Consider the following 21,876-nt stretch of genomic DNA (forward strand, 5'->3'; position numbering starts at 1 on the left):
GGTCCGGCTCGTTCCGAGTTGGCCCCGGTTACGTCGCTCGCGCCCGCTTCTTCTTGTGGGAGCTGTCGCAGAACGGCGCGATGCCGGTCCGCCCGCATCGACACAAAGCAACCGTAGAGCGCTTGTTCTCTATCGGAGTGCCGTCGTCACGGAGCAACTCGAAGTCACCACGCACCAGCAGCGGGCCGTCCGAGCAGGCGGTTATGGTGGTGTTGTTACCGGCAACACTCGGTGTTTCGGCAGATGACGATTCGGGAAACGCGGTCATATGTCCTCTTCACTTCTCGATTCGGCCACTGGCGTGCCCACTTCCATGCCTGTTCCACAGGCTCGCGGCCCATTGAGCGCCACTCTCGTTTCCATTCTGCGCTCCTCGGCCGATCCGAGGGAGCTTACGGCTGCCGCTGACGCGTACGAGGTTGCACGGTCCATCGACCCCACCTACGACATTCTTCGAGACGACGACGCTCAGTTGACTCTGACGCTCCTCTACGAGCTTCATTTGCAGGGAATCGAGAACGTCTCGGACGCGTGGGAGTGGAATCTGGACCTGCTCGCGGCGAGGTCGCGTCTCGAGACGAATTTCGAGGCCGCCATCGTGGAACTCGTGGGAAAGGTTCCGTCGTCCGGTGACGTCGTAGCCGATTTGTGGGCGATGACGGCTCCCAGTGCAGGCCCCGGTCTGGCGTCCTTTATGGCGAAGGACGCCACAATCGATCAGTTCGCGGAGGTGCTGATTCACCGTTCGCTCAATCAGCTGCGTGAAGCGGATGTGCACACCCTTGGAATTTCGCGCCTCTCCGGTGCCGTCAAAGCAGCCCTCGTCGAAGTGCAGAGCGACGAGTACGGAGGGGGCAGCGCAGAGCGAATGCATTCGCGTCTTTTTGCCGACACCATGCGGGCTGTCGGCCTTTCGGACCGCTACGGCCACTACATCGACGCTGTTCCCGCGGTAACCTTGGCGTCGTTGAATGCTCTCTCGCTCTTCGGTTTTCATCGCCGACATCTCGGAGCGCTGGTCGGGCACCTGTGCGCCGTCGAGACCACGTCGGCGCTGCCGAGCAAACGGTACAGTGCCGGCTTGCGCCGACTCGGATTCGGTTCGGACGCGACACTGTTCTACGACGAGCACGTGGAAGCGGATTCCGTTCACGAACAGATCGCCGTTCGGGAACTTGCCGGCGGTCTTGCTTCTTCGCAGCCGCACCGCACCGATGACATCTTGTTCGGCGCTGCAACATGCCTCGCGTTCGACGACCTTCTCGGCGATCACCTCACATCGAGTTGGGAGAAGGGCGAGACTTCGTTGCGCGAATGATCACGAGTTGTTCGATTTCCTGACCGGTGGTGATCAACCCTCGTGCCTCGAGCATGGTGCGCCTCTCGCGCATCACGGGCCCGAAGGGAATGTACTTCCGGGCCGAAATCTCCACGGCCATACCGTGTTCCTCGAGTATCGCCTCGGTCTTGTCGACCCCACACAGTACCGACTGCAGAAGAAGTAGTGTGCCGCCGGGGACGAGTACTTCGTGAACGGTGGCCGCGATCCTGTCGATGAGGGCGCGTCCGTCCTTGCCTGCGTCCCAAGCCCGTTCGATTCCAGCGGTAGGTAGATCGTCTGCCAGTGCAGGGACGTACGGCGGGTTGGAGATCACCAGATCGAAGAGTTCGCCGTGTACCGCCTCGGTGAGGTCGCCGCGACGGGAATCGATCAAGGTTCCGTTGAGGATTCCGTTGAGACGAGCATTGGCGCACGCTCGGCGAGATATGTCGACCGCGACGACGTGGCCTGCACCAGCCGCCGATGCCGCGACGGCGAGGGCGCCGGTCCCCGTGCACAGATCCAGGACCCGGCTGCGAGCGGTGAGGTGCTCGAACAGCAGCGCATCCGCCAGTAACGACGTGTCGTGTTGCGGTCGATACACACCAGGTAGACGCAGGATCATCATCGGCTCCTCTTTTTCAGGCGACATCGCACATCGCTGCGTGCGGCTACCCAGGAACCTCGGATTTCATGCGAACATCGCAGCATCGACTGCCCGGAACGGTTACATCGTCGCAGTTTGCGGAGTAGACCTGAGTCATGACAGGCAATGCGGACGCTCCTCAGGTAGCCGCGGCGTTTGCTTCCGCAGCAGATTCGCTCGACACACTCGCCGAAGCGATTGCCGGACTCCGGTCCAATCTGAACACGGACGAGCATCTCGACTCCATGCTCCAACGTCTGGCCGAGACCGCGGTCAAAGCACTGCCTGACGCCGATGCTGTCAGCGTGACGGTGTTGTCCACCGATGGCCCACGAACTGCTGCGTCCACCGCGGACTACCTTTCCGAGATAGATGACGCCCAGCACTCCGCTGATCGTGGTCCGTGCGTTGACGCCGCGCGCACGGTGTCCTCGGTTCGGGCAAAGGTGGGTGATCACGTCGACGAATGGCCGGAATTCACCGACGAAGCCCGCAAACAAGGCGTCCGGTCCTACTTGTCCGTGCCGATCACCATGGGCGAAGGGAACACCGAACTGCTCGGCGCTTTCAACGTCTACGGATTCGCCTCGACAGAGTTCAAGGCCTTCGACGAAGAGTTGATGAAATTGTTCACCGCCGGTGCGGGCGCGGCGATCGCAGATTCACGACGCTGGCGTCAAGCACACGAGCACATCGAACAGTTGCACTGCGCCATGGAATCTCGGGCCGAGATCGAACAAGCCAAAGGTGTCCTGATCGCCGTCCACGGCATCGACGCCGAGGAAGCATTCAGCCGTCTTGTGCAGCAATCGCAGAACACCAACGTGAAACTGCACGAGGTTGCCCGGATGCTCATCGATTCGGTGCGCCACCGCCGGTTCTGAAGATTCTTCGGTGCAAAACCCCGTTTTGCACCTTAAAGCACAGTCGCAAAACCCCGTCTTGTACCCCGAAGTCACAGTTCCCAAACGCATCCAGAGATGTTTCACCGAAACAGTTTTCGACCTGCGTGACTGCTGGCGGTCGAGCGGCGGCACTCGTCCGAAATGTGGTTATCTGTTGAGAACCGGGACGAAAGAAGACCCGACCGTACCAGGGTGAGGAAAGGATCGTCACTGTGCCAATCGACCAGGTTCTTGTCGTAGTTCCCGCCCACAACGAAGCCGAAGACCTCCCCAATTGCCTTCGCGCACTCGCAACAGCGGCGTCGGCTTGCGTTGTCCCCGTCCGACTGGTTGCCGTCCTCGACAACTGTTCGGACGGAACCGCCGGTGTCATCCCCGACGGGGTCGAAGTACTCCGCGTCGAGCACCAGAACGTCGGACGTTCGCGAGCGACGGGCTTTTCCGAGTTCGGCCGAGAGTTGGGAGCTTCGGCGTGGTTCACCACCACCGATGCAGATTCGGTGGTCGGCCCCACCTGGATTGCGCGCCAATTGGAGTATGCGCGTACTGCGGACGTCGTCGCGGGAACCGTACGCATCGCGGATTGGGAAGGCCATCCACACTCCGTTCGTGAACGATACGAACGTATGTACCACGCACATCCATATGGCCGACACGGTCACGTCCACGGGGCCAACCTCGGTGTCCGCGCGGATATGTACTGGAGCGTCGGAGGATTCTCCGATCTCGAAGAAGACGAGGACGTCGATCTCGTCCGGCGGTTGAGCGAGGCTGGTGCCTGTATCGCGTGGGCAGAAGACATTGCGGTCACCACGTCTGCGCGTCTCGACGGCCGAACTCCGGGCGGCTTTGCCGGACATATCCGTAACCTGGGTTGTACGACCGCCGATAACGAAGAAGCGGAGCTGGCACGATGAAACGACTACACACACTCCTGGACGCAGGTGGACTGTACTTGCCGCTTCCCGGCGGCGGCGCGACAGCCGCGCGGTGGACCTCCCTGGCAGAGCTCACGCGCGAGAATGTGGTTCTCGGGCGGATGGCTGAGGCTCACACCGATGCCGTCGCGATACTCACCGAACTCGACGGGCCGGATCCCGAACCCGGGCAGCTGTGGGGAGTGTGGGCGGCCGAGCCACCCGAACCTGTGGTGAATGCGTCTGAGCACGTAGGGATCTGGACGCTCACCGGCCGCAAATTGTGGTGTTCCGGTGCCAACACCTGCACGCATGCACTGATCACCGCCTTGGTCGACGGAGTACCCTCACTCTTCGCAGTTGAGCTCGGACTACCTGGGGTGCATCCCGTTCCCGATTCGTGGAAGGCCGTCGGTATGGCCGAAAGCGACTCCAGCGCGGTCGACTTCGACATGGTTCCGGCGATACCGGTCGGGACGGCAGGCGACTACCTGAGCAGGCCGGGGTTCTGGCACGGCGCGATAGGCGTGGCTGCATGTTGGTACGGCGGTGCCTGCGGCGTTGCAGATCCGTTGTACGACAAGGCTGCAAGCAGCGACGATCCCTACCTACTCGCCCACCTCGGCGCGGTCGATGCGGCGCTGGCCGCAGCGCGCAACGCGCTCGCAGTCGCGGCGGCGGAGATCGACGCCGATCCTTTCGACGAAAATGCCGAGGCCATGCAGCGGGCACTCCGTGTGCGGGCAATTGTCGAGCGCGCCGCCACCGAGACCCTGGATCGGGTGGGACGCGCTCTCGGCGCCGCACCGCTCTGCATGGACGCCGAGCATGCCGCGCGGGTAGCCGACCTCACCGTCTACTTGCGGCAGAGCCACGCCGAGAAGGATCTCGCCGAACTGGGCCGGATTGCGGCCAAGGGGAAACGGCCGTGGTGAACTCGAAACTGTTCGCGCAGAAGCCTGTCGACGATGGCGGCACTCCCGAATCGACATGGCAGGAGTGGGGACGCAGCTTTCCGGAACTGGATCTCACCGGGTGCTCGCGATTGATCGTCGTCGCTCCCCATCCCGACGACGAAATACTCGGACTGGGTGGAACTGCTCTTCTCGCAACGCTTTCCGGCATCGACGTTCACGTGGTGTCTGTCACCGACGGTGGAGCCTCACATCCCGATTCACCAACAGTGACTCAGCCTGAGATGGAACATCTCAGGCGGTCCGAGTCGGATCGAGCAGCGCGTGTACTCGGAATTCCCGCACCGGTTCGATTGAGCCTTCCAGACGGGAAGATCAGGGAGAACCGACAGGAGTTGACCGACCGTCTCAGCTCGATTCTCGGTGATTCCTCGACGGGTACCTGGTGCGCCTCGACATGGCGCGGGGACGGCCACCCCGACCATGAAGCCACCGGGGAGGCAGCGGCGAAGGCCTGCGCGGACACTGGATCACGATTGATCGAGTACCCCATCTGGGCGTGGCATTGGGCTGAGCCGGATCATGCAGCAGTCCCGTGGGAAAGGGCCAGAAGAGTGGCCTTGCCCTCCGACGTTCAGGCTGCAAAATCCGCTGCTGCCAATGAGTTCACTTCACAGATCGCCCCGCTTTCCGACCATCCCGCGGATGCCCCCATCCTCCCCCGACATGCGATGGAACGACTACTGCGACCGTACGAAACGGTGTTCGTATGACCGATCGTGAGCTTCCCGCGGACTACTTCGCCAAGATGTATGCGGCGCAATCCGATCCGTGGGACTTCGAATCCCGGTGGTACGAGCAGCGAAAGTACGCGCTCAGCGCCGCGATGCTCCCCAAACCTCGATACCGTCGCGCATTCGAACCAGGATGCTCGATCGGGGTTCTCACCGAGAAGTTGGCAGAGCGCTGCGACAGCGTTCTCGCCACCGACATCGTCCCGGCCGCACTCGAGAGCGCCCGTGCGCGGCTTACCGGACGTGATGCCGAATTTCGTCTGTGGGCGTTGGGTGACGACTGGCCCGACGAGACTTTCGACCTCGTCGTCATCAGCGAGGTCGGCTACTACCTGACCTTCGAAAAGCTGATCGAGGCAATGCTGCACGTCGTCGAGCATCTCGAGCCTGGTGGAACGCTGCTGTGCGCCCATTGGCGTCACGTCGTACCGGAGTATCCGCAGAACGGTGACGCCGTTCATTCGGCTGTGCGCCAGACACCGGGGTTGGCGCAGTTCGCGTCGTACCAGGACGAGGACGTGCTGATCGATGTCTTCGTGAAGGGTCCGCCGTCACCACCATCGGTAGCGCGTTCCGAAGGTCTGATCTAGAAGACCTGTGCGCGGTTGAGGAGTGTGGGGACTCCTCAACCGCGCACAGGGGTCAGTCTCGCTTCTCCAACGCGAGGTCCGTATCCGATTGCAGTTCACCGACTTCGGTCTTGAGGATCCGCATCGACCTGCCAAGGCCGCGGGCCGCGTCGGGCAGCTTCTTCGAACCGAACAGCACCACGAGCACTACTGCGACGATTGCCCAGTGGGTCGGGCTGAGCGCGCCCATCAGGCGGGTTCCTTGCCATCGGGGTACACCGCGTCGACCTCTACCTCGACGAGCCAACCGGCAACGGGCAGTCCGGCAACCTCGAGGGCGAAGCGGGTGGGCCGAGCGCTGTTGCGCTCGATCGGAGCGATCGGCTCGGCAGTGCCCATCGGCACCAGCTCCGTATCACCGGTGTCGAGATTGGTATTGGCGAAGAACTGGCGGTACGCGCGATTCCATCCTGTGTAGTCAGCCTTGTCCGACCCCGGCGCGTTGTCCAGGAAGACGCGCATCGTCACGACGTCTTCGAGACTCAATCCCTGGGCTTCGAGGTTGTCGCGGATCTTCTTGAGTACGTTGATGCCCTGCGCCTCGGTGACGGTGACCCCGGCAGGCAGAACTCCGCCGGAGAACTGGCCGTCGATGTACGACTCCGGCGAACCTTCCGGCGCCGCCTTGTTTCCTGCCGACGGGCCGATGCCGCTGGTCTTGTAGATCGCGGTGTCGCCGCCGATCGCGACACCCTGAGCGATCATCGGGTTTGCCTGCCCCGCTTCGAGAATCGATTTGGAGACGAACGAACTCGACGTGGTTTCGGCGTCCGCCTCATCAGACGAGCAGGCCGTGGCGAAGCCCAGTAGCGCGGTGGCGGCGAATGCCGCTGCAAGGACCTTGGTGCTGCGAGATTTCATGATGTGACCTCCAGAGAAAGTGATGGAAAACGAAGCACGTCAGGCAGTTTGCGCAACACGCTGATGCAGATGGGTGACGACGTCCTGCGCGGACGTGAAGGCCCCGTGCTGCCAGGCGATGGCGTTGGAGAGGTGATCGCCGGCGAAGTAGATCCGGTCGACGGGTTCGAGCAGCTTGGTGTACTCGGGAGTTGCCATGCCGCCGTGGGAATCTCCCGCGCCGGCCCATGATGCCCAGGCGGATTCCGAATACTTGGTGCGACGCCAGCTTCCGGAGAAGGACGACGAGATGTCGCGAGTGTATTTGTCGCCGTGGATTTCTGCGCCTTCGGCGATGGCCTTTGCCAGCCGCTGACGGTGGGTGAGCGATTCGAAAGCCTGTTGACGCTTACCCGAGCTGTAGTACGCGACCACGACGCCGCGGTCGGAGTTGTAGTGGTCGTAGGGGAACATGATCTGGGAGATGTCGCGGTCGGTGTTCGACGCGCCGCCGTAGATGCGGTCCTCCGTCTCCCACCACCGACGCGAGTATTCGATACCGAGCTTGCCCGACGACGACGGCTTGGCTGCATCCAACGCGAGCAGGATGTCGGAGGGCAGGTTGTTGTTCAGCCGCTTGATCAGGTGCGGTGGGATCGTGCAGATTGCGTAGTCGGCGGTGATCGACTTGGTTTTGCCGTCGACGACGTAGTCGACGGTGACGCCTTCCGGCACGTTCTTCATGCCGCTGACCTCGGCGCCGAACTCGATGTTGTCCATCCCGATCGCGTCCTGGAACTTGTAGTAGATCCGGTCCATGCCGCCGACGGGGGTCATCATCGTCATGGCCTGGTCGTAACCGAACTCGAAGGAGAATGCACGTCCGATGCCGCCCTGGATGACATCGCTCATCCCGAATGGTTCGATCTCGGTTCCGAAGTTGAGGCCGGCGCCCGGCTCGGCGGAGTGTCCTCGACGCGAGGATCCGACGTAGCGGCCGTCGCTGGAGAGATCACCGAAGTCGGTGAGGAAGGACGAGAGTGCTTCTTTGTCTTCCTTGCTCAAGACCTGGTCGAGAGCGCCCTGATTGGTGGCCTTCTGCAGCAGCTCGGACATGTATCCGTAGGTGTCGGCTTTGGCTGCTCGGTAGGTGATCGACTGATTCGCCAGCGGCTTGTTGCCGGTGTAGTTGACGAAGGTGTTCGCATTCTGGTTTCCGAACATCTGCAGTTCGACGCCCAGTTCGCGGCAGTAGTCGATGGTGTTGTGATTTTGCGGAATACGCGTCGCACCGAGGTTGTAGAAGTGCCCCTCCGAGAACGTACAGGTCTGTGTCTCACCGTTCAGGTCGGTTTCTTCGGTGCCGTTGCGGATCGACCACACCCGACCACCCGGCCGGTTGCGCGCTTCGAGGACAGTGACCTTGTATCCGGCCTTCTGCAGTTCGTAGGCGGAGCACAGACCGGACGGTCCACCGCCGAGGATCACGACGGAGTGATTTCCCTTGACCTTTCCGATCAGGTCACCCGCGGCAGGTGCCTGAAATCGCCTCGGCGTCGATGCCACCGCCGGCGCCAGGCCGATGGACGACATAGCACCGAGTGCCAGGCCGGCGCCGCCGGTGATTCCCAGACTGCGCATGAAAGATCTACGTGTGTATGGCATTCGAGCTCCCCAGTGTGCTCCCGGTGACCCGGGTGGTTGGTGTTGAACACAGACTTCAGGAGCGTTGGGTCCGGAACTTGACGCGCAGGAAACAGTCAGTGGGGACCGAGTGAGAAACCTGCGAGCATCAGCATCGGGCTCTCTCACCCGAGTGCGATCAGCGGAAGCATGTCCGCAATATCCGCGTTACAGAACCGGACTAGCGTGACGCGACATGTCCGCTCTCACCGAAGCTATCGCGCGGTCCTTCACCACGCGCGAGAAGCAACCCCCGGCGCGATCACCGCTGCGCGCGTTGGGCCGTCGGCAACTCTCGGGCGCCGAAGTGCTGGCCCAGTCGGTGGCAACCACCGCCCCTGCTGTGTCGATGGTCGTTCTGCCCGTCACCATGCTGACACACGGCCGATTGTTGAGCGGGATGATCACCATCATCGCGGCCACCGTGCTGGTGACGCTCATCGCTTTCTGCGTTTCGCAGTTCACGCGCCGAATGGCAGCATCGGGCGGGCTGCACAGCTTCGTCTTTCGTGGCCTGGGCACCCGGGCAGCATTGACCACCGGCATCGCCATGCTGGTCAAGTACGTCGGCAGCGCGGTAATGACGCTCTATCACGGAGGACAGGCCGCAATCGCTTTGCTCGGCTTCGCGGGTGTGCACGTGGACAAGACTTTTCACGTCATCGCGCTCTATCTGGGGATAGCCCTGCTGATTCTCGGTGCCCTCGTTCGAAGTGTCAGATTTGCTGCTCTCGCGATCCTCGTCGTAGAAAGCTGCTCACTTCTGTTCATCGTCGGGCTCATGATTCTGGGCGGTTCCGGAAGCCAACAAGCACAGATCGTTCCGCCCACCTCCGGTCACGGGCTGTTACTCACCGCCCTGGCTGCCGTGTTCGCTCTCGCCGGATTCGAGAGCGCGGCCTTCTTCGGCCCCGAATCTCGTCGACCGCTGGTAACCGTCACCCGCACAGTCCTTCTCACCCCGATCATCTGTGGATCGCTCTTCATCTTTGCGGGCTGGGCCGCTTGGTCGGGACGTAGCGACACCCTCGTCAACGCCTATCTCCACGGAACAGCGACGGGTGTGAGTCCAGGTGTCGTCATCGCGCTCAACGTCGGTCTGGGGTGCTCGTGGCTGGCGTCGTCGATGGCGTCGTCCAATGCTGCGTCGCGTCTGGTCTACTCGTTCGGCGTCGAACGCCTACTCCCCCGCCGGTTCGCCTCGGTTCACAGCGCATTTCGCACGCCCTACTTCGCGCTGACCGTCGTCGTCTGCACAGTTCTGGTGGGCGGCGGAGCCTTTGCCATCCTTGGACGCGGAGAGATTTTCGACGACGTTCGACTGACGGTTCGCGGTGCCGTCATCGTTGCCTATGCACTGGTGGCGATCGCATCGGTTGTATTCCTGACGCGTATCGGAGAGCACACTCCCGGCGTTCTCGCAGCCGCGTCGTGTGGAAGTGGTGCCGGTGCGATAGTTCTCGGTTACCTCGTTTACGCCAACACGATCGACCATGCGTACGTTGCACCGATCGCTGTGCTCGTGATCCTGACCTCGGGCACGCTCTGGCAGTTCTACCTGCGACGCCGAAGCCCCAAGAGCCTGCTGCACGTCGGCGCGTTCGACAGTCCCGAAACCGAGGACGTACTACCAGGAGCTGGGGTGTTCGCCACCGACGCAGCCGGAAACATCGTGCTGGTGGGCGAGCCGACTGCCGGCGCCCGCTGATGGTGGGCCGACCACGCGACCTCGGTGGGCACGAACCCCGAGCGGTTCAGCGCGCCCTTGCCCTCCTCGAGTCGGCGGCCAGGCTCGGATCGGGAGCCACCGCCAAGGACATTGCCGCCCTTGCCGACATCCCACCTGCCACTGCGTATCGGTTGCTCAACATCCTTGTCGCCGACGGTTACCTGGTTCGGATCGCCGACCTCTCCGGCTTCGCGCTGGGCCGACGCACCCGTGAATTGGCCGGGGCTGCCGCCGAACCCACCCCCGTCGACAATTCGGTGCTCCTCGAAGAACTCCGCGAACAGCTACGGTTCGGCGTCTACCTCGCGTCGTTTGCAGAGAACAGAATTCGACTGGTCGATCGCGATCCAGACCACGAGCTCAGCGGCGAACGGACGCTGGTCACAGCCGTTCACGCGTCGGCTATCGGGAAGCTGCTCCTCGCCAGCCGACCCGAATTGGCCGAGGCCCCATTGCGAAAGGTCACCGCACACACCATCACCGACGGCGACCAGTTGGAACTCGAACTCTCTCGGATCCGGCGCGGCGAGCCCGCCCGTGAGGTCGACGAGATTCGTGTCGGACGCTCCGCCGTCGCCGTCCCGATCCACGACGCGGAAAGGTGTGTCGTCGGTGCCTTGGCTGCGATAGGTCCGACCGGCAGACTTTCCGTCGACGACGTAGACCTGGTGGCACTGTTGCGGGAGTACGCGGAACGCATCGTCGCACCGACGATGTCGAAGGCAAGCTGAAAATCAGAGACCGAACACGCGTTTGGCAAAGCCGAGGTGCTCGTCGGCCCAGCCGATGACGCCGAGCGTGGAATCGAGATTCTGCGGCGGAGTGCGCACCAAGGTGTCGCGTCGGACGAGTCGGTCGAAATCGACCTGAGCGCGGTCGAACTGGACCCCGGCCGTGACCATGATGTTCGCCAGTTCTTGCGCCATCACCCCGTACGCGACTGTCGTGGGATGAACGCCGTCGAGCGAGAAGAGGCCGCCCGACGCGCGGCCGCCGCGACCGTCGGCGGAGAGGAACAGCGAGTCCGGCACGGGTTGCAAGTCGGTCAGTGCTTTGGGGAGGGGGTACTGCGTCCACCATGACGGCCGCGCATTGACGTCGGCGACGTAGCGCCGTGAGGCCACGCGCTCGAGCAACCCGGCAATATCGCAGAGGTACCAGTCCTTCCCCACCCGACGGGCATTCGCGACGGCTTGCTCGATTCCGTGGTTGTACACGTCGATTGCGGTATCGACGGCCCACGCCTGCGCGCCGGTGATGTGTTGATCGCGCTGTGGGTCGAAGTCTGTGTCGCGCACCCACGGTCGCGCGTAGTACGGGAAATAGCGGGATCCGATTTCGATCTTGCCGCCGAGCCCGTGGGCGATCGGTGCGATGGTCACGTGTGGGACGGTGCAGAGGATGACGTGCTGGGCGTTGATCTTGCGGATCGCGGCCAGCACCTCGGCGTACTCCGACGCGAAGTGCTCGGGCTGCCACACCGTGTATTCGCGCTTGCCGTCCGGGTCACGGAAGTTGTTGCCGCTCCACTCGACTCGGAGTTCGGTGACGGTGCGGAGCGCATTGTTGGCCCCGAGAAAGACGATCAGAGTTTCGATGCCTTCCTTGCCCAGTTCCGCTGCCGCGTCGAACGCCGTCATGCGCTTCTCTGCCTCGGAGCCTCGCGGCAGAACTCTCAGTGCGGCGCGTTCGCCGTTGTTCTCGACGATCTGGCTGATCAGGTCGTCGTGCGGTTCGTGCAGGGCTGCCTCACACCCATGCGCGGTCTTGGTCAGAGCGTCACGAAGATCCCACCCGTAGACCGAAAGGTTGTGATTGATCGCCGAGAACGTCGGCGCCACGCTGCCCGGCCCACGCTCCCAGTAGTCCTCCACCTGATCCATGAACCCGCGTGCAGCAAAGAGTGCGAGCGGAACCTCCCAGAGGTCGAGCCGTGGGCCGAAGCGCTCGTCGAGGGTGCGGAGCAGCAGTTCGATGTTGAGTGGGAGCCCGCCCGGACCGCCGTATCGGGGAAAGCGGAACCGCTCGAGCCAGCCCAACTGGTGAGCAATGATCGACGGATACGACAGATCGGTATTGAAGACCGCCCCGCTCTGAAATCCCTGCGACAGCGAGTCGCCGATGACCACCAACCGGTGTGGAGCATCTCCCGCACGCGGAACTACCGGAATCCCGACTGTGGGATCGAACTGCGGAATCCTGGGTCCTCCGGCGGCTGCGGCCACGACGTCGTCGGGAGTATCGGATGGAAGTTCCACGCCCACTCACCTCCGGAAAAGTTCAGCTGGTCAGCTGATCAGTGGTGGCTTACGCCGATCGGCATTGTCCTGATCCGATTGCTTCTCTATCGACCTGACAACCTCGTCGGCCCACTGTTGATTTCGGCCGTCGAATTCTGCGCGGTCCCGGCGCGCGATACCGCGTCCGACCAGGATGGCAATCGGAATGGAACACACGACCCATACGAGTAGTACGCCTCCGACAATCCACCACATACTCAGTAATTGTGCCCGATTCGCCGACCGTTGTGCTCCAGGTCGAAACTTCTGCCCGAATCGTGGCGTTCAATTGAGGTGAGCTCGCAGGTCAGTAACGATCGGCGTCGACGGTTTCGCGGACCTTACGGACCTGATTCCAACCACGAGCGGCGATGCCGAAGGCAACAAGCGACATCAGATCCGAGACCGTCAGACCGTGTTCTCGATTCAACGACCACAAGACCTGACCTTCCAGCGGGCCGTTGAAGAAGAGCCACGCCACTCCTGCGCAGACGGTCGCAACAACACTGGCCTTCGACGGCTTCATCAAGCACACGGTGCTGGTCACGAACAACAAGTTCATGAACACCAGACCGTAGAAAATTCCGATCATGCGACTCCCCCCGAAGTTGGTTCGTTCAGCTGCGGTTGAAGTTCAGGTACGCCTTCGACGGAGTCGGGCCGCGCTGACCCTGGTACTTGGATCCGGCCTCGGAGCTTCCGTAGGGGAACTCTGCAGCGCTCGACAGCTTGAGCAGGCAGAGCTGCCCGATCTTCATTCCCGGCCACAGCGTGATCGGCAGGTTTGCGACGTTGGACAGCTCCAGTGTGATGTGGCCACTGAAACCCGGGTCGATGAAGCCGGCAGTGGAGTGCGTCAAAAGGCCCAGGCGCCCGAGGCTCGACTTACCTTCGAGGCGGCCGGCCAGGTCGTTCGGCAGTGAGCACACTTCGAGAGTCGAACCGAGAACGAACTCGCCGGGATGAAGCACAAACGGCTCGCCCTCTGCTGGTTCGACCAGGCTGGTCAGCTCGTCCTGGCGCAGTGCCGGGTCGATGTGCGTGTACCGCGTGTTGTTGAACACCCGAAACAGACCATCCAGGCGCACGTCGACGCTCGACGGTTGCACCATGGAATCGTCGAAGGGGTCGATACCCAGACGTCCAACGGAGATTTCGGCACGGATGTCACGATCGGAGAGCAGCACAGGTAGAGGTTACCGGTTCTGCGGGCAGTGCCGACCCATCGATGGGTGCGATCACACTGTGGTTACCGAACACGATGCGCGGGTTCTGGACTCCCACGGCAGAGCCCAGCCCCACCTGTCTCAAGTTCTCCATGCCGAAAGGCTTTCCCGCGCAGAACTTGTGGGCAAATCATTTACCGATGGCGCCGACTTCCACACGCCTGTGTTGATCAATGACGGCCGGGGACACCGCTGCTTGAAAGCTCGTCTGATAATGTTCGGACAGCACGTTGATCGGCGGTGAAAACACGTCCGGTCGGCTGCGACGCCGATGTAGTTCAATGGTAGAACATCAGCTTCCCAAGCTGAATACGCGGGTTCGATTCCCGTCATCGGCTCCACAGATTCTCCGCAGTTCAGAGTCCTTTTTGGGGCAGACGAACTTCGCTTGTTTGGGTCCCAAATCCTGTGACAGGTACACGGCAGGTACACAACCTCCTCCATTCAGTGATCAGTTAACGTGTATCCAACGCAAATGGGGGTGCTAGAGGACCGGATCTCGGAATTCTGCAGTTCATCGATGCCGTCCGACTGGTCGTGCCCCGGCCTAAATCGGTGTCCATTGCGCGCACTGTCAGGAGAGTGCTGTCGACCTCGAAGCCGATGGTCGCCGGTACCTCGGTTCGTTTGCCGTCCGTCAGTGATTCGAGCGCGACTACCAACCGATGGGGTTGGAAACTGTCTCTGCTCGGGCACCGCGCGCTTATCAGTTTTTAAAACCGATCTGCCGTAGCGCACCCGGACACCGGGGACCACAACTCACGCAAGAATGCAGGTCTTCTCACAATCACAACTGTGAAAATACCCAAGTCCGTCAAAAATCACCTTCGAAAAGCATCAAGTACGTATTCTTCCTCAGTATCGGACAGCCCTAACCGTAAGTCCCAATGCACGACCATCGGTCTGCACATTAAAAACCCTCACCGACCTACATCTTGTGCCTGCTCGGATCATCCGTGGTTCGACTCATACACTCCGGATCCGGAAGAGCCGGATAAATCTCGAAGAAATACCCCAGTTTGGAGGACTGTCACCTTAGCGTCGCGCTACCTTCCCGAAGATCTTAAAAAACCGGCAGGTTGGCCCCAATTCGATAGAGGGCCGTAGGTGTCCAGAGTCGAAACCTTATTCCTCGCAAGCATTGCGGCGCCTTCCCTGGTTATGACGTTCGGAGCTACGGCTTCTCACGCAACTCCCAAACCGGGCAACTTTGGCGGAGGCGATTCTGGTGGACCTTGGTTGGTGGACTACAACTCCTCGAATGGCCTCGGATATATCAGGACAGTCACCTCATTCGGTCCAGGCTCGCCCGCTTACATTGCAGTCCCAATTTCGATAGCAGGGCCTCTGCCCTGTATGCAATAGCGAATGCTGCCGGGCTCTAGACGGAGAGAGGAGGTGAATTTGAAATGAATAACGTCCTCTTTGCTATCGTCAACGTGATCGTGGCGATGGCGAACGGTTCCACGATCCCCTTCTCATTAGAAGGCGCAGGGCCACTAACCGCACCCGACTTGTAGAGAAGATCGGCCGACCGCATGTGAATGACAGTTTCAGCTCTGCCTGAAACCTGCATATCAGCAGATGCGTGGATCGTGCGGTGGTCACAAACACAATCTCCCCTACCTGTCCAGGAAGGGGAGATTGTGTTTGACAGGTCCCATGCCACGGTGAGGCAGCTACCGATCTCGGACGCGAGCGGGAGCTGTCTCCGATGTTGACCACGATGGACCTGTACCTAGTTGGCACCGATAAATTTAGTCGTCGACCAGGTAGCCGGTGGAAACGCTTCGGTCTTCGGCCTGATCACGGGCGGCCGCACTATTTGGTGAGAATCGGTCGGTCGCCTCTTGAAATGTAATTGGCGAATCGCTCAATTCCTGCTTGTGAGAAGCTCCCTCGGCCTGCGCGTTTCAGTGCGGCTTCGACGAATGGGAGCGGTTTCCTGCGGTATGTGCGGTAGATGCTGTCGAGTACTGGTTGCAGTGCCCGGCGTGCGAGGTCCGCTGTTTCCGGGTCTGAACCCCCGAACTTCACTGTCACATTCGGCATTGATACCCCTGTTGGTCGAGTGTCCGATTCCCTGGCCGGAAGCGTACGTATCGGGATCGCGAATCAGTACAGAAACACCAAAACGAGGCGCTAAGTCCCTACTTGCGGTGGATGCGATTCCGTCTTTGGGTTGACGAAGAACAGCCCGACCGCGGCGTGCGGTCCGGCTTCTGTTCTACGACTCCGGGTTACGCCCCGAAGCCGAGGCCGCGGGTTTCGTCTGTTCACGTTGGGTGGCGAATTGCCGATGCTGACGGGTGTTTCGGTCAACCCCGTCCCGTGGTCGACCACCTAGATCGGCGGTTCCACGGTTCCGCAGAAGCTCAATGCCTGTGCGCAGCGCCCCGGGGATCTGGGAGTCGTAGCTGGTCTGCATCCAAGCTGTTCCATCAGCCTCTGCGATGAATATCCCGATGGGTAGCGCTCGGAGACCCAAGGCATCGGTGCCAGATTCCGCGATCTCATTGCCAACATGCCCCACGACGTTCTATGGTTCATTACATGAGTAATGAACCAGTGAACACCGGGCGTCGATCATCGTGATCGACGACGGACGACCACTGTTCCAGCAGATCGCCGAGCAGATCGAAGGCTCGATCATCGACGGCTCACTGCCGGAAGACGGGCAGGTGCCCTCAACCAACGAACTGGCGGCGTTCCACCGAATCAATCCGGCGACGGCAGCCAAGGGCCTCAATCAACTCGTAGGCGAGGGGCTCCTCTACAAGAAACGGGGAATCGGAATGTTCGTCACCGTCGGCGCCCGCGACGCACTCAGGTTCAGACGACGAGAAGCGTTCGCGCGCCAATACATCGAGCCGTTGGTCATGGAGGCCGACCGCCTTCAGATTTCCCTCGACGAACTCAAATCCATGCTGGACGACAGGAAGGCGGACCGATGAACTCAAGCACGACAACGACCAAGTCGCACGTCAGGCGTTTCGACGAAACTGAACTCGTCGCCTCGATGCGAGCAGTGAACAGAAGCTACGGGGACGTCGATGCGCTCTCGGACGTCTCGTTCGAGATCGGCCAGAACAAAATCTACGGCCTGCTCGGACGTAACGGCGCAGGCAAGACCACGATCATGCAGATACTGACCGGACAGGACCTGCACACCAGCGGCGACGTCGAGGTATTCGGCGCTGCCCCTTTCGAAAATGCCGACGTCTTGGCGAACGTGTGCTTCGTCAAGGAAAGCCAGACGTACCCCGAGGACCTCAAGGTCAAGCATGTACTCGTCGCCGCCGGCCATCTGCTCCCGAATTGGGACCACGCGTTCGCCGAGACACTGCTCGACGATTTCCAACTTCCACTGTGCCGCAAGGTGAAGAAGCTCTCGCGCGGCATGCGGTCAGCGTTGGGAGTGATCATCGGACTTGCCTCCCGTGCACCGCTCACGCTGTTCGACGAGCCGTATCTCGGCCTCGATGCCGTTGCACGCCAACTCTTCTACGATCGTCTGCTTGCCGATTATGCCGAACATCCTCGCACTGTAGTGCTTTCGACTCACCTTATCGACGAGGTAGCCAATCTGCTCGAGCACGTGATCGTCGTAGACAGCGGCCGGATTGTCGTCGACGAGGACGCAGACGCACTGCGAGGTCGCGCCGTAGTGGTATCCGGCCCCCTTGATGCGGTGGATGCTGTTGCCGCGTCCGGCAGGGTCCTGCGCCGGGAGACACTAGGCTCCCACAGCCGAATCATGTTGCAGGCCGATGTGACCGAGACCGAGCGAATCCGACTGCGGGAGGCGGGAGTCCAAGTGGAACCGGCATCTTTGCAGGAACTTGTCATCGCGACTTCGACGCAGCGCAAGGAGATCACCGCATGAGCATCGCAACGACAGCGCCCCGGACGGTCCCGAAGGCGCCCACCCGGTCCAGGATCGGTTCCGTCCTCCAACTGCACACGGTCGCGTGGCCGTTGCTGATCGCCTGGCCGGTGGGCATCCTTTTGATCTCTTTCCTCATCAGCTTCACCATCTACGCGATCGTCGGAAACGAGCAGGGTGAGGGATTCACCGGCAGTGTGTTCTCCGTTTACGGTTTCGTGCTGGCGTTCTACCTCCAGTCGATGACCCAGACGTTCCCGTTCGCGCTCGGGCTGAGCGTGACTCGCCGCGAGTTCTTCACTGCCACCACGATAATGGCGTTGGCACAGTCCGCAATCTTCGCAATCGCGCTACAACTGCTGTCAGTGGTGGAGTCCGCCACCAACGGCTGGGGTGTGCACATGCGCATGTTCGGCATCGCACGCTATTTCACCGACAGCGCAGCCGTTCAGTTGCTCGCGCTGTTCGCGACGCTGCTGCTGACCAGTTCGATCGCAATGCTGACAGGTGCGATCTACCAGCGATGGAGGACCACCGGTCTGCTCGCCTCTCTCACCGGTCTCTTCGGTGTGCTCGGCCTGTCAGCGATCGTAATCACCTGGGCCAGCTGGTGGCCGGCGATCGGTTCGTGGTTTGCCGATACTTCCCGAGTGGTGCCGATGGCACTACTTCCATTGGCCCTGGCCATCGCCTGCATAGCCGGAGCCTGGGTCACTTTACGTCGAGCAACGCCCTGACCGAGTAATCATGTGCGACGCCAGATGTCGCACCGTGTCCGAGTGCCCCTCGGATCGACACCGTCCAGGCAGTTCGGCCCCTTCCTCAGCCCAGGGAGGGGCCGAACTTCACAACAGGGATATCGCGTCCCCGGGGTCCCCTCTACTGCCGAGCCACTCGCTCGACAAAACTCGAAGCACGCAGCACCAGTTCATCTTTCCGGTCCTGGCGCGCAGCGCCGGCATCGTAGCCGGCATACGGGAGCGGGGGGTCGTTACGAACATTGGCCGAGCACTGGAAGTCTCGGCAGATCAGTGTTCCGACTGTGCTGCCACGTCGACCAGCGGGCCCGGCCAACTTGGCGCCGTAGAAGACGACCTCGTTGGGAAGGCGCGTGTCACGGCACCAGGAACACTGGGCACGCGACCGCGGAGTGGCTTGCGCTTGAACGAGCAAGACTCCGATGATCTCCCCGTCGAGTGTCGGGACGATCGCGTAGGCGCGTCGGCCCATTTTGGGATCTCGCCAGCCCAGATAGTCGAGAGCGTCGAAGTCGATGGTGTCGAAGCCATCCGGCAACGTGAGATCAGTCTTCTCCTTACGGCTCGCGTTGACGAGGCTGGAACGGGTAGATGTATCGGTCAAAATGATCATGGGTGTATGCCAATCGTGGATCGGTGAAGGTGGGTACAGCTCATGGCCCGACCAGCACCTAGTGCTGTCGGGTCCGAAATGCGCTATCTGCTGCCGGCGAAGACGACGCCGACAACCCCCTCACGCCCATGGGGCATCACGATGTCCACACCCCGATGGTAGCCACAGGTCCTCGACACGGGCCACTCGATTTATCGACGCACTTCATGCGTGAAATGGCGCGGTGAATCAGTCACGCCAGACCGCCGTGAACTCGTACCAAGGTCCGCCGAGGTGCTTTGCGGAGAAATCGTCGAACCCCGTTGGTGCGCCGCTGGGCGAGTACACCCATCCACTCGTGGTGGTGAACATGCTGTCGTTGTCGATGAAGTAGACCTCATCGGGACGTACGACATGGGCACTGCTGATCTCGAACTGGCCGATCTCGAGCTCTTCCACAGTCGATCCAGGCTGCTCCAGGAGAGCAATCGCGACGGTCTCGAACTCTCCGCTCTTGTCGAGGAAAGTTGCCGGCGGCATCAACAACACCGCAGCGACCGCGGCGATAACGGCAACCGGAGAGGGCAGGATCCACCACGACCACCGTCGGTCCTGGCCGAGAACGTAGAGCGTACGAACCGCCCACACCAGACCAACAACGATCAAGGTGAGCAGAGCCGCAGCGCTGACGAGGAGAGGATCGAACCACCTGAAGTCACCGAATGGCGAAGGCCACCACCCGTAATGCCGGCAGACCAACGCAATAAGCGGAACAACGGTGAATGCCAAAAGAATCGGCCCCGGTGGCTTGGACGACTCCGGAGGGTCAGCTACCAACCATTCACCCAGCGACTTCGGCCTTCTCATCACCCCACCGTATCTGCAGGTCATGGCAAACTCAGCTACACGGCGAATACCTTTGCAGTACAAGCACTCTCGTTCCACCCACAACAACCAACGCCGCGATCGGCACTCTCGCCGCAACCGACACAGATGGACAAACCTCACAATCCGCAGATTCAACGTGCCGATCATGCGACAATCGGACGGTGAACGAGACCGCGAGTGGAGTTTCGCACCCGTACCGATCGCGACTGTCGACCGTCGGCATCCTCTTCGCCGCCGGCCTGCTGTGGTCCACTCCCCTCTCCGCAGCCACGCCCACCGAAACCGGGCCGGCCAGTTGCGTACCATTCGGAACCGCCCAACTGCCACCCGGCGCACCCTCGGGAGGCGGACGAGTCGGGTTGGAAAACCTTCCGTTGTTCAACGGCACGGCCACCCCCTCTTCCATCGAAATTCGCACGCCAACAACCCAATTCAATCGATTCTGGGACTTTATACTGGTCGACCACGACTTACTCACTCGTCCGCGGGCGCCCGGCGAACCAACGACCGAGCCATGGCGTTTCGTACCGATGCCCGAATGCCTACGTGGACGACTGGTCGGGATATCACTGGACGACGACGAACTCGTCGCAGTCGACGACAACGGCTGGATTTACACGATGGACAACGCCTCCCAGGACCCGCTCGTGTGGAACTGGACTTCCGCGTGGGGTGCGCCCCTGTGGAGCGGCACAGGCCGACAACTTCCGGGAGACCGGCCGAACGGGTGGGCACTGAGCGTCTCGTCGCCTTGGGATAATCAAACTTTCACCGACATCGCAGGACGGATTCACTTCGTCGGACTCGCCAAGATGACGATGATCCCCACGCTGACCGCGGACGGCAGCCGAATAACCTACGCAGACCCGTGGCTGCCCAACGACGACAGCTACGAGATCGGCGGCCCGCTCGGCGGGCGATTCCAGGCGGACTCGCTGTCGGCGGCCGGATCAACCACTTTCGTGATGAACAAGTACGGCGACATGTACACCCGCACATTTGATTTCGATTCTTCGGGATCGGACTCGATCTTCTTCCGCTACAGCTGGGAAGATCAGTCGGACAAGCCGTCGGCACCCAACCTCGTGGCCGAAACGCTGGACCGCAGCACCGCCGCGATCCAACTTCCGGCACCGGACTGGGTGCACCAGCCCAAGATTCCCGGTGAAGTCACATCCGCGATCAGTGTGCACTCACTCGGCCCCGGCCCGAACCGGCGGGAGTTGCGTGTCGAGGGCCGCCGCGGCGCCGAATCCGGTTTCTGGCACAAGGATCTCGTCGGGGATGCTTGGGAGTTCACGCCGACTGGCGCGTCCCTCCTCGGCACACTGATCGAAAACGCGCCGACAGACCGGTCGACGGATACCCTGTCCCCCGCTGCCCCCTGGCACTTGTCCACGACCTTGCCCGCCCGCGACGGCGCCATCGACGGTCAGACTCTGATCGACATCGGGTTTCCGTACTCTGTGGTGGATCCGCGCATGCTGGACGCGATCGGCCAGTACGCACAACCGTCCGGATACCGACTGGACGTGGACCATTTCGACCCGGTCGCCACCACCCGGACCGCGACCGTGACTGCACCGGATGGCACGGTTCTTCCGGTCGTCCTGCACACCGCCGACGGACTACGGATGACTCCCCGCGCATCCGGCCTCGATGCCGATCCGCGCCACCTCGTCGGGGCAATCGAGATCCCGTCGGACGCGTACGCGGATCGGGCATCGAACCCCGCTCTGAACGCGTTCGTGCAGGACTGGATGCGCGGAAACCCCATTGCCGCGATCACGCTCAGCGCCACCGACCACGACTTGGTGATCCGCTAGCCGAAACCAGCGCCGTCCACCGTGTCGCCTCGATTAGGCTCAG

General features: G+C 61.6%; 23 protein-coding genes and 1 tRNA gene. 13 read left to right on the forward strand and 11 right to left on the reverse strand.

Annotation, left to right across the window (positions count from 1 at the left end; genetic code table 11):
* Positions 1 to 28 precede the first annotated feature (28 nt).
* Positions 29 to 268 (reverse strand): CDGSH iron-sulfur domain-containing protein, encoded by a 240-nt coding sequence (locus tag QMA15_RS12600; RefSeq protein WP_019747472.1) that lies wholly within the window; start codon positions 266 to 268, stop codon positions 29 to 31.
* Between QMA15_RS12600 and QMA15_RS12605 the strand changes: the two genes are divergently transcribed.
* Entirely contained in the window at positions 269 to 1,318 is a 1,050-nt protein-coding gene (locus QMA15_RS12605; protein ID WP_070797275.1) for an iron-containing redox enzyme family protein, read from the forward strand. It abuts the gene before it with no gap.
* On the opposite strand, the gene QMA15_RS12610 is transcribed toward QMA15_RS12605, so the two are convergent.
* On the reverse strand, positions 1,275 to 1,973 hold the full coding sequence (locus QMA15_RS12610) for a HemK2/MTQ2 family protein methyltransferase (protein ID WP_019747474.1): 699 nt from the start codon (positions 1,971 to 1,973) through the stop codon (positions 1,275 to 1,277). The two genes, QMA15_RS12605 and QMA15_RS12610, sit on opposite strands and share 44 nt — an antisense overlap.
* Before the next feature lie 110 nt (positions 1,974 to 2,083).
* Between QMA15_RS12610 and QMA15_RS12615 the strand changes: the two genes are divergently transcribed.
* The 5 genes from QMA15_RS12615 (at position 2,084) to QMA15_RS12635 (ending at position 6,087) form a co-directional block, all read left to right on the forward strand.
* Positions 2,084 to 2,851 carry a GAF and ANTAR domain-containing protein gene (locus tag QMA15_RS12615; protein ID WP_070385394.1) on the forward strand — a complete coding sequence of 256 codons (768 nt, stop codon included), beginning with the start codon at positions 2,084 to 2,086 and terminating at the stop codon, positions 2,849 to 2,851.
* A gap of 233 nt (positions 2,852 to 3,084) precedes the next feature.
* Positions 3,085 to 3,789: a glycosyltransferase gene (locus QMA15_RS12620; protein WP_021343174.1), complete on the forward strand. Its 705-nt coding sequence runs from the start codon at positions 3,085 to 3,087 to the stop codon at positions 3,787 to 3,789.
* The gene (locus tag QMA15_RS12625) at positions 3,786 to 4,724 is read left to right on the forward strand and encodes an acyl-CoA dehydrogenase (RefSeq protein WP_019747477.1); all 939 of its coding nucleotides are present in this window, start codon (positions 3,786 to 3,788) and stop codon (positions 4,722 to 4,724) included. Before QMA15_RS12620 ends, QMA15_RS12625 begins: the two co-directional genes overlap by 4 nt.
* Positions 4,718 to 5,476, forward strand: a complete 759-nt coding sequence (locus QMA15_RS12630) for a PIG-L family deacetylase (protein WP_030535919.1) — start codon at positions 4,718 to 4,720, stop codon at positions 5,474 to 5,476. Before QMA15_RS12625 ends, QMA15_RS12630 begins: the two co-directional genes overlap by 7 nt.
* Positions 5,473 to 6,087, forward strand: a complete 615-nt coding sequence (locus tag QMA15_RS12635; RefSeq protein WP_019747479.1) for an SAM-dependent methyltransferase — start codon at positions 5,473 to 5,475, stop codon at positions 6,085 to 6,087. Before QMA15_RS12630 ends, QMA15_RS12635 begins: the two co-directional genes overlap by 4 nt.
* A 52-nt stretch (positions 6,088 to 6,139) precedes the next feature.
* On the opposite strand, the gene tatA is transcribed toward QMA15_RS12635, so the two are convergent.
* The 3 genes from tatA to QMA15_RS12650 are packed head-to-tail and all read right to left on the reverse strand — an operon-like array spanning position 6,140 to position 8,607.
* The gene (gene tatA / locus QMA15_RS12640; RefSeq protein ID WP_020906537.1) at positions 6,140 to 6,316 is read right to left on the reverse strand and encodes a Sec-independent protein translocase subunit TatA; all 177 of its coding nucleotides are present in this window, start codon (positions 6,314 to 6,316) and stop codon (positions 6,140 to 6,142) included.
* Positions 6,316 to 6,987, reverse strand: coding sequence for a Rid family hydrolase (locus QMA15_RS12645; RefSeq protein WP_020968713.1), 672 nt, complete (start codon positions 6,985 to 6,987; stop codon positions 6,316 to 6,318). The genes tatA and QMA15_RS12645 overlap by 1 nt, the downstream gene beginning before the upstream one ends.
* A 39-nt stretch (positions 6,988 to 7,026) precedes the next feature.
* Positions 7,027 to 8,607, reverse strand: coding sequence for an FAD-dependent oxidoreductase (locus QMA15_RS12650; protein WP_041814722.1), 1,581 nt, complete (start codon positions 8,605 to 8,607; stop codon positions 7,027 to 7,029).
* A 238-nt stretch (positions 8,608 to 8,845) separates the two neighbouring features.
* On the opposite strand from QMA15_RS12650, the gene QMA15_RS12655 reads away from it, so the two are divergent.
* Together QMA15_RS12655 and QMA15_RS12660 are read left to right on the forward strand one after the other, a co-directional pair.
* Complete coding sequence (locus QMA15_RS12655) at positions 8,846 to 10,357, forward strand: APC family permease (protein WP_279163188.1); 1,512 nt, start codon at positions 8,846 to 8,848, stop codon at positions 10,355 to 10,357.
* Positions 10,357 to 11,109 carry an IclR family transcriptional regulator C-terminal domain-containing protein gene (locus QMA15_RS12660; RefSeq protein WP_019747484.1) on the forward strand — a complete coding sequence of 251 codons (753 nt, stop codon included), beginning with the start codon at positions 10,357 to 10,359 and terminating at the stop codon, positions 11,107 to 11,109. The genes QMA15_RS12655 and QMA15_RS12660 overlap by 1 nt, the downstream gene beginning before the upstream one ends.
* A 3-nt stretch (positions 11,110 to 11,112) precedes the next feature.
* On the opposite strand, the gene QMA15_RS12665 is transcribed toward QMA15_RS12660, so the two are convergent.
* The 4 genes from QMA15_RS12665 to dcd all read right to left on the reverse strand — a co-directional run bounded on the left by QMA15_RS12665 (position 11,113) and on the right by dcd (position 13,844).
* Positions 11,113 to 12,636: a hypothetical protein gene (locus QMA15_RS12665; RefSeq protein ID WP_279163187.1), complete on the reverse strand. Its 1,524-nt coding sequence runs from the start codon at positions 12,634 to 12,636 to the stop codon at positions 11,113 to 11,115.
* A gap of 30 nt (positions 12,637 to 12,666) precedes the next feature.
* Positions 12,667 to 12,873: a hypothetical protein gene (locus QMA15_RS12670; protein WP_019747486.1), complete on the reverse strand. Its 207-nt coding sequence runs from the start codon at positions 12,871 to 12,873 to the stop codon at positions 12,667 to 12,669.
* A gap of 91 nt (positions 12,874 to 12,964) precedes the next feature.
* Positions 12,965 to 13,249: a hypothetical protein gene (locus QMA15_RS12675; RefSeq protein WP_019747487.1), complete on the reverse strand. Its 285-nt coding sequence runs from the start codon at positions 13,247 to 13,249 to the stop codon at positions 12,965 to 12,967.
* 25 nt (positions 13,250 to 13,274) lie between these two features.
* A complete protein-coding gene (dcd, locus tag QMA15_RS12680; protein WP_019747488.1) occupies positions 13,275 to 13,844 on the reverse strand; it encodes a dCTP deaminase in 570 nt (189 codons plus the stop codon).
* A 306-nt stretch (positions 13,845 to 14,150) separates the two neighbouring features.
* Between dcd and QMA15_RS12685 the strand changes: the two genes are divergently transcribed.
* The 4 genes from QMA15_RS12685 (at position 14,151) to QMA15_RS12700 (ending at position 18,506) form a co-directional block, all read left to right on the forward strand.
* Positions 14,151 to 14,224, forward strand: a tRNA-Gly gene (locus QMA15_RS12685).
* Positions 14,225 to 16,474: 2,250 nt separating this feature from the next.
* Positions 16,475 to 16,837 carry a GntR family transcriptional regulator gene (locus QMA15_RS12690; protein WP_019747490.1) on the forward strand — a complete coding sequence of 121 codons (363 nt, stop codon included), beginning with the start codon at positions 16,475 to 16,477 and terminating at the stop codon, positions 16,835 to 16,837.
* Positions 16,834 to 17,769, forward strand: a complete 936-nt coding sequence (locus QMA15_RS12695; protein WP_020968709.1) for an ABC transporter ATP-binding protein — start codon at positions 16,834 to 16,836, stop codon at positions 17,767 to 17,769. Before QMA15_RS12690 ends, QMA15_RS12695 begins: the two co-directional genes overlap by 4 nt.
* Positions 17,766 to 18,506 carry a hypothetical protein gene (locus QMA15_RS12700; protein ID WP_020968708.1) on the forward strand — a complete coding sequence of 247 codons (741 nt, stop codon included), beginning with the start codon at positions 17,766 to 17,768 and terminating at the stop codon, positions 18,504 to 18,506. The genes QMA15_RS12695 and QMA15_RS12700 overlap by 4 nt, the downstream gene beginning before the upstream one ends.
* 142 nt (positions 18,507 to 18,648) lie before the next feature.
* Here QMA15_RS12700 and QMA15_RS12705 read toward each other — a convergent pair whose 3' ends face one another.
* Complete coding sequence (locus QMA15_RS12705; RefSeq protein ID WP_029254674.1) at positions 18,649 to 19,140, reverse strand: FBP domain-containing protein; 492 nt, start codon at positions 19,138 to 19,140, stop codon at positions 18,649 to 18,651.
* 228 nt (positions 19,141 to 19,368) lie between these two features.
* Complete coding sequence (locus QMA15_RS12710; protein WP_031331749.1) at positions 19,369 to 19,986, reverse strand: hypothetical protein; 618 nt, start codon at positions 19,984 to 19,986, stop codon at positions 19,369 to 19,371.
* A gap of 182 nt (positions 19,987 to 20,168) precedes the next feature.
* On the opposite strand from QMA15_RS12710, the gene QMA15_RS12715 reads away from it, so the two are divergent.
* On the forward strand, positions 20,169 to 21,833 hold the full coding sequence (locus QMA15_RS12715) for a hypothetical protein (RefSeq protein WP_232816786.1): 1,665 nt from the start codon (positions 20,169 to 20,171) through the stop codon (positions 21,831 to 21,833).
* Positions 21,834 to 21,876 lie beyond the last annotated feature (43 nt).

Source organism: Rhodococcus sp. APC 3903, from assembly GCF_030407755.1.
In the GTDB taxonomy this organism is placed as follows: Bacteria; Actinomycetota; Actinomycetes; order Mycobacteriales; family Mycobacteriaceae; genus Rhodococcus_F; species Rhodococcus_F erythropolis.